At 69.7% G+C, this 7,203-nt stretch carries 8 protein-coding genes; 1 reads left to right on the top strand and 7 read right to left on the bottom strand.

Annotated elements, in window-relative coordinates; genetic code table 11:
• Nucleotides 1-53 precede the first annotated feature (53 nt).
• From D455_RS0117240 to D455_RS0117210, 7 genes are all read right to left on the bottom strand, one after another.
• Entirely contained in the window at nucleotides 54-812 is a 759-nt protein-coding gene (locus D455_RS0117240) for an RNA polymerase sigma factor SigF (RefSeq protein WP_083922283.1), read from the bottom strand.
• A gap of 41 nt (nucleotides 813-853) precedes the next feature.
• Nucleotides 854-1,279 (bottom strand): ATP-binding protein, encoded by a 426-nt coding sequence (locus D455_RS0117235; protein ID WP_026122713.1) that lies wholly within the window; start codon nucleotides 1,277-1,279, stop codon nucleotides 854-856.
• A gap of 124 nt (nucleotides 1,280-1,403) precedes the next feature.
• Nucleotides 1,404-1,895, bottom strand: a complete 492-nt coding sequence (locus D455_RS0117230) for a GNAT family N-acetyltransferase (RefSeq protein WP_017571958.1) — start codon at nucleotides 1,893-1,895, stop codon at nucleotides 1,404-1,406.
• An 82-nt stretch (nucleotides 1,896-1,977) separates the two neighbouring features.
• Nucleotides 1,978-2,565, bottom strand: a complete 588-nt coding sequence (locus D455_RS0117225) for a class I SAM-dependent methyltransferase (RefSeq protein WP_017571957.1) — start codon at nucleotides 2,563-2,565, stop codon at nucleotides 1,978-1,980.
• A gap of 261 nt (nucleotides 2,566-2,826) precedes the next feature.
• Nucleotides 2,827-3,648: an amino acid ABC transporter ATP-binding protein gene (locus D455_RS0117220; RefSeq protein WP_017571956.1), complete on the bottom strand. Its 822-nt coding sequence runs from the start codon at nucleotides 3,646-3,648 to the stop codon at nucleotides 2,827-2,829.
• Nucleotides 3,645-4,610 carry an amino acid ABC transporter permease gene (locus D455_RS0117215; protein WP_017571955.1) on the bottom strand — a complete coding sequence of 322 codons (966 nt, stop codon included), beginning with the start codon at nucleotides 4,608-4,610 and terminating at the stop codon, nucleotides 3,645-3,647. The genes D455_RS0117220 and D455_RS0117215 overlap by 4 nt, the downstream gene beginning before the upstream one ends.
• A 42-nt stretch (nucleotides 4,611-4,652) precedes the next feature.
• Entirely contained in the window at nucleotides 4,653-5,579 is a 927-nt protein-coding gene (locus tag D455_RS0117210; protein WP_017571954.1) for an ABC transporter substrate-binding protein, read from the bottom strand.
• Between the two features lie 390 nt (nucleotides 5,580-5,969).
• Between D455_RS0117210 and D455_RS0117205 the strand changes: the two genes are divergently transcribed.
• Entirely contained in the window at nucleotides 5,970-7,157 is a 1,188-nt protein-coding gene (locus tag D455_RS0117205; RefSeq protein ID WP_017571953.1) for an NAD(P)-dependent malic enzyme, read from the top strand.
• The last annotated feature ends 46 nt before the right edge of the window (nucleotides 7,158-7,203 follow it).

Raw genomic sequence — 7,203 nt, 5'->3', positions numbered from 1 at the left:
CTCCGACGAGCGGAGGAAGTAGCCCGCGGTCGCCCGCGGCGACCGGCACCCGGTCAGTCGTCGGTGGTCAGCGCCTGGCGCAGCTGCGCCAGGGTGCGGGCCAGCAGGCGGGACACGTGCATCTGAGAGATCCCCAGTTCCTGGGCGATCTGCGACTGGGTCATGTTGCCGAAGAAGCGCAGCAGCAGGATGCGCTTCTCCCGTGGCGGAAGCTGTTCCAGGAGCGGCTTGAGCGACTCCCGGTACTCCACTCCCTCCAGGGACTCGTCCACGATGCCCAGGGAGTCGGCGACCGCGGGCGCGTCCTCGTCCCCGCTGTCGGGCGCGTCCAGCGACACCGTCGAGTAGGCGTTGGCGGACTCCAGGCCCTCCAGCACCTCCTCCTCGGACATCTGGAGGTGCGCGGCCAGCTCGGCGACGGTCGGGGAACGCCCCTCCCGCTGCGACAGGTCGCTCACCGCCTTGGTGAGCGAGAGCTTGAGCTCCTGGAGGCGGCGGGGAACCCGCACCGCCCAGCCCTTGTCGCGGAAGTGCCGTTTGATCTCACCGACGATCGTGGGGGTGGCGTAGGTGGAGAACTCCACCCCGCGATCCAGGTCGAACCGGTCGATGGACTTGATCAGCCCGATCGTGGCCACCTGGGTGAGGTCGTCCAGCCACTCGCCGCGGTTGCGGAACCGGCGGGCCAGGTACTCCACCAAGGGCAGGTGCAGCTCCACCAGTTCGTCGCGGATCCGCCTACGCTCCTCGGAGTCCGCCTCCAGTTCTCCCAGGCGCTCGAACAACTCTCTCGCGCGGGCCCGGTCGGGCACCGCGTGCTCGGTCTTCGCTGTCAGAGCGGGCCCCCTCTCGCTCACGCCGACTCCAGCGTGCCGCGGCGTTTGTACAGGACGATGTGGACGCGGTCGTCCGGTCCGACCCCCGCGTCGACCTCTCCCGCGAGGGCGGACAGGACGGTCCACGCGAAGGTGTCGCGTGCGGGGAGGCGTCCGTCGGCGGTGAGTACCGAGACGGATATGCGCATCCCCTCAGGGGTGAGTTCGAATTCCGTGGTCAGTTCCGTACCCGGCAGCGCCTGGGAGAGGAGCATCGCGCAGGCCTCGTCGACACCGATCCTCAGGTCCTCGATCTCGTCGAGGGTGAAGTCGAGCCGCGCGGCCAGACCCGCCGTCGCCGTCCGCAGGACGGACAAGTAGGCGCTGTCCGCGGGCATGTTGACGGTGACAGCGTCCCGAACGCCGATGGCGTCGGCCGTGGGCACAGCGGTTTCTTCGGTCACGTCCCTCCTTCGGGGGGCGGGGTTGCCGCTTGAGAGCAATGTATCTCGTTTCACCCTGCCACTGGGGCAGGAAGAACGGGCCGTGTCCGCACGATCATGGCGAAAGTGAGACGGATGGTTCGTCTCAGGGTGACACGGAACCCAGCGTGGCCAGCGCCTCGCCTTCCAGACGGCGGACCGTCCACTCGTCCATCGGACGCGAGCCCAGCGCCTCGTAGAAACGGATCGAGGGCTCGTTCCAGTCCAGTACCGACCACTCCAGACGGGTGTAGCCGCGTTCGACGCAGATCCGCGCCAGCTCCCTGAGCAGGGACAGGCCGTGCCCGCGGCCCCGGGCCTCGGGGCGCACGTACAGGTCCTCCAGGTACACGCCGTGCCTGCCGGTCCAGGTGGAGTAGTTGCGAAACCACAGCGCGAACCCGACGACGGTCGCCGCGCCGTCCCCGTCCTCCTCCTCGGCGACGTGCGCGAACACCGCCGGTTCCGGCCCGAACAGCGCCGTGTGCAGGTCCTCCTCCGTGGCGACGACCGCCTCCGGCTCCTTCTCGTACTCGGCGAGTTCGCACACCATGGCGTGCATGACGGGAACGTCGTCGGATCGGGCGGGACGGATCATCGGACCACCTCTGGCGGGGAGCGGGACTCGGTCGCCTCCCAGAGTATGCGCTGCGTCGGAGGTGACCGGCGGTCCGGACCGTTCAGGGCCGGTGGGCGACCACCCGCTCGACGAGCCCGAGGAACAGCCGGTCGTGGTGGCCGACCTCGAACCCGGCCTCGACGGCGACCTCCCGGGGCAGACGGCGCAGGTTCTCCCGGCGCCGTTCCACGAGCCGCCCGGGGAAACGGGCGTACTCGACGTGGTCGACCATCAACAGCCTGCCGCCCGGCACCAGCACGCGGTACATCTCCGACAGGGCTCCGAACTGGTCGGGGACGGCGCACATCGCCAGTGTGCACAGCACGGTGTCGAAGCTGCGGTCGGGGAAGTCCAGTTTGCGCGCGTCGCCCTCCAGGAAGCGGGCCGCCATCCCCAGTTCCTCGGCCCTTTCACGGGCACGGCCGAGCATCTCCGGGCTGAGGTCGATGGCGGTGAGGCGCACCTGGGGCGGATAGTGGGGGAGGTTCCGGCCGGTGCCGACGGCCACCTCCAGGGTCTCGCCGCGCGCCCCGGCACACAGGATCTCGCGGGTGCGGCGCATGGCGGGGGTCTGGAAACGCTCGCCGTGCTCGCGGTAGGCGGCCATGCGGTTCCAGCGTCTGCGTGTGTGCTCCGTGCGCGCGTCCATGTCTCTCCCCGAAGGCCTGCCACCACGACTCTGGGCGTACGCCGTCGCGCGGTCAAGGAGTCGGAGCGCGTGCCCCGGCCCGTCCGCGACGTTCCCGGCCCCGGCACGCGGGAACGGGCGGTCCCGTCCGACTCCATGCCCATCCGGCTCCCCTTTCGAACCAGGCCCACGGAAAACGTGCGCCCCGCACCCGTCGCGGGGTGCGGGGCGCACGGAAGAGCGGAACACCGCGCCGCAGGCGTCCGTTGGGGGCCGTGCCCCTCAGAGCACCTTGGAGAGGAACGCCTGGGTGCGCTCGTGCCGGGGGTTGGAGAGCACCTCCGAGGGCGCCCCCGACTCCACCACCAGACCGTCGTCCATGAAGACCAGGGAGTCGCCCACCTCCCGGGCGAACCCCATCTCGTGGGTGACGACCACCATGGTCATCCCGCCCTCGGCCAGGTCGCGCATGACGTCCAGGACCTCGCCGACCAGCTCCGGGTCCAGGGCGCTGGTCGGCTCGTCGAACAGCATCAGCGACGGCTCCATGGCCAGCGCGCGGGCGATCGCCACGCGCTGCTGCTGGCCGCCGGAGAGCTGGTCGGGGTAGGAGTCGGCCTTGTCGGGCAGTCCCACCCGCTCCAGCAGCTCCATGGCCCTGGCGGCGGCCTCGTTCCGGGGCGTCCGCTTGACCTGTACGGGCGCCTCGGTGACGTTGCCCAGGACGCTCAGGTGCGGGAACAGGTTGAACCGCTGGAAGACCATGCCGATGTCGCTGCGCTGGGCGGCGATCTCGTGGTCGCGCAGCTCGTACAGCCGCCCGCGCTTCTGCCGGTACCCCATCAGCTCACCGTTGACCCACAGCCGCCCGGCGGTGAGCTTCTCCAGGTGGTTGACGCAGCGCAGGAAGGTGGACTTGCCCGACCCCGACGGGCCGACCACGCACATGACCTCGCCACGTTCGACCTGGAGGTTGATGCCCTTGAGGACCTCCAGACGGCCGAAGCTCTTGTGCACGTCCTCCGCCACGACGAGCGCGCCGTCGGGCGGCGCGGCTCCCTCCGCGGTCTCCACGGTTGCCGGGTCGTTGGTCTGCTCGCTCACCTGTGCACCCCTCCGACGATGCGGTTGCGGATACTGCCGTACTGGCCGGGGTTGAACCTGCGCTCGATGAAGTACTGGCCGACCATGAGGACGCTGGTGATGGCCAGGTACCACAGACACGCCGCGACCAGCATCGGGAAGATCTGGTAGGTCCGGGCGCCGATGGCCTGGAGCTGGTAGAAGAGCTCGATGGTCACCGGCACGTACGCCAGCAGCGCCGTGTCCTTGAGCATGGCGATGGTCTCGTTGCCCGTGGGCGGGACGACCACCCGCATCGCCTGTGGGAGGGTGATCCGGCGCAGCACCTTGTTCCTGCTCATGCCCAGAGCCTGGGCGGCCTCGGTCTGCCCCTTGTTGACCGACTGCAACCCGGCCCGGATGATCTCGGCCATGTAGGCGCCCTCGGACAGTGACAGGGCGAGCAGGCCCGCGGTGTAGCCGCTGAGCACGGTGCGGGTGTCGATCGCGAAGAAGCGGGCGTCGCCCTCCAGGCCCAGCCAGGCCATCCAGTAGTTGTCGAACGGCAGGCCGAACTCGATGGTCTGGTACAGGATGGCGATGTTGCCGAAGAGCACCGCGAGCACCAGACGGGGCACGCCGCGGAAGAACCAGGTGTACAGCCAGGAGACGGAGACCAGGACGGGGTTCCCCGACAGCCGCATCACCGCCAGGACGACGCCCAGGACGACGCCGATGACCATCGACAGCACGGTGGCGCTGAGGGTGATCCACACACCGCGCACGACCGGTTCCGAGAACATGTGGTCGAGCATGAACGGCCAGTTGAACGCGTCGTTCGTGACCAGCATGTGCACGAACATGGCCGCGAGGACCAGGATGACACCGGCGGCGACCCACCGCTCGGGGTAGCGCACGGGGACGGCGGTGACGGGGTCGGCCGAGCGGCCCGGGGTCGAGGTCTTCGACACCGGACCGCTCTCCGGTTCGGAGGGAGAGGACACGCGTCAGTCTTTCGGTCGGCGGGTTTCGGGGGCCTGCTCGGTCTACTCCGAGAGGTCGGGGTTGACCTCGGCGGTCTCCAGGCCGCCGGCGTCCACCCCCCACTGCTCCAGGATCTCGGTGTAGGTGCCGTCCTCCATCAGGGCGTTGAAGGCGGCGGCGACGGCCTCGGCCAGCTCGTCGTCGTCCTGGTGGGTGAGGACGCCGTAGGGGGCGGCGCTGTACTGCTCGCCGACGAGCTCCAGGACGCCGTCGCCGGTCTGGTCCAGCGCGTACACGGCGGTCGGCATGTCGGCGAGGGAGGCGTCGTTGACACCGGAGACGATCGTCTCGGTGGCCAGCGGCTGGCTCTCGAACTTCTGGATGGTGATGGGTTCCTCGCCGGCCTCGACGCAGGCCGCGCTGCGCGCCTCGATGTCGGTGTCGTGCGTGGTGTTGGCCTGTACCGCGATCCGCATGCCGCAGGCGTTGTCGGGGTCGACGTCCTGCGGGTTGCCCGCCTGGGCGAACCACTGGGTGCCCGAGGAGAAGTAGCTGACCATGTTGACCTGCTCCAGGCGCTCCTCGGTGACGGTGAAGGAGGAGGCGCCGAGGTCGTAGGTGCCCGTGTCCACGCCGATGATGATGGAGTCGAAGGCCGTGGGCTCCCACTCAGTCTCCAGGCCGAGCTTGTCCATGGCGGCGTTGAGCAGGTCCACGTTGAAGCCGAGGACCGTCTCGCCGTCCGTGTCCAGGTACTCTCCGGGCGGGTAGGAGGCCTCGACGCCGATCGTGACGGTCCCGGCCTGGGCGATGTCGTCGGGGACGAGGGCGGCGAGCTCCTCGTCGGCCTCGACGGTGGGCGCCTCGGGGGCGGCGGACTCCTCCGTACTCCCGCCGTCGCCGCCACCGCCGCAGGCGGACAGCGTCAGGACACCGGCGAGGGACAGGGCGCCGAGGGCGAACGGCGTGGACAGGGGTTTGAGGGCCATCGCTGGGTCTCCTTCAGGGGCGCGAAATGCCTGATGGGAGGCGGGCTCGTGACCCCACCGCCCACGTCGGGACGACAATCAGGACATTCTTCTCTTAAAGCTCATGAGCCGGTGCCGTCCCATCGTGGCGACCCGCGATTTTCCTGCGGTCACCGTTGTGAGAGGATTGCGTAACGGGTCATCCCCGTGAAAGGCGGCCGCGCAGTAACTCGCATCGGAGTCCGGCGAAGCACGACTCTCCCCGGCGACACCACCGGTCATGGCCGACCGGCGCCGAGGAGGGCTCCCCTAGCATCTTCACGTCTTCGCGCGCGGGCCGCACCACCGCCAGGTCCGCCCCCGTCATGGCCGACGGTCGGGTGGAACACGCAGAACCTGAGGGGTTTGGTAGTGACCACCGTTTCGCGTTCCCAGAATCCGACTCCGGACGAGGATCCCGCCTTCGCGCTGCACCGCGGCGGCAAGCTTCACGTGACCTCCTCCGTCGACGTCCACGACCACGAGGGCCTCTCCCTCGCCTACACCCCCGGCGTCGCCCGTGTGTGCGACGCCATCGCCGAGACCCCCGAGCTCGTCGACACCTACACCTGGAAGAGCAACCTGGTCGCCGTCGTCACCGACGGCACCGCGGTCCTCGGCCTGGGCGACATCGGCGCCGAGGCCTCCCTTCCGGTCATGGAGGGCAAGTCGCTGCTGTTCAAGCAGTTCGGCGGTGTCGACTCCGTGCCGATCGCGCTGGGCTGCACCGGGGTCGACGAGATCGTCGAGACCGTCGTGCGCATGGCCCCCTCCTTCGGCGGGATCAACCTGGAGGACATCTCCGCGCCCCGCTGCTTCGAGATCGAGCGCCAGCTGCGCGAGCGCCTGGACATCCCCGTCTTCCACGACGACCAGCACGGTACCGCCATCGTCACCGTGGCCGCGCTGCACAACGCCGCCCGGCTGACCGGACGCACCCTGGGCGACCTGCGCGCCGTGGTCTCCGGCGCGGGCGCCGCGGGTGTGGCCGTCACCAAGATGCTCGTCGAGGGCGGGATCGGCGACATCGCCGTGGCCGACTCCAAGGGCATGATCTACGACGGTCGCGAGGGCCTGACCCCCGTCAAGCAGGAGCTGGCCTCCATCAGCAACAAGGCGGGGCTGCGCGGGTCCATCGAGAGCGCGCTGGAGGGGGCCGACGTGTTCATCGGCCTGTCCGCCGGCGAGGTGCCCGAGTCCGTGGTCGCCACCATGGCCAAGGACTCGATCATCTTCGCGATGGCCAACCCCAACCCGGAGGTGCACCCGGACGTCGCCCGCAGGTACGCGAGCGTCGTCGCCACTGGGCGCAGCGACTTCCCGAACCAGATCAACAACGTGCTGGCCTTCCCCGGTGTGTTCCGGGGCGCGTTCGACGCGGGCGCCACGGACATCACCGAGAACATGAAGCTGGCCGCCGCCACCGCGTTGGCCGACCTGGTCGGCGACGACCTGTCCGCCGACTACATCATCCCCAGCTCCTTCGACGACCGGGTGGTCCCGGCGGTGTCCGCCGCGGTCGCCGCCCAGGCCCGCGAGGACGGCGTCGTCCGCCGCTAGACACACGGCGAGGGGGCCGACGCACACGTGCGCCGGCCCCCTTCGT

The organism is Nocardiopsis halotolerans DSM 44410, from assembly GCF_000341065.1.
GTDB classification, from domain to species: Bacteria; Actinomycetota; Actinomycetes; order Streptosporangiales; family Streptosporangiaceae; genus Nocardiopsis; species Nocardiopsis halotolerans.
This window is presented reverse-complemented; position numbering and strand designations above follow the sequence as displayed.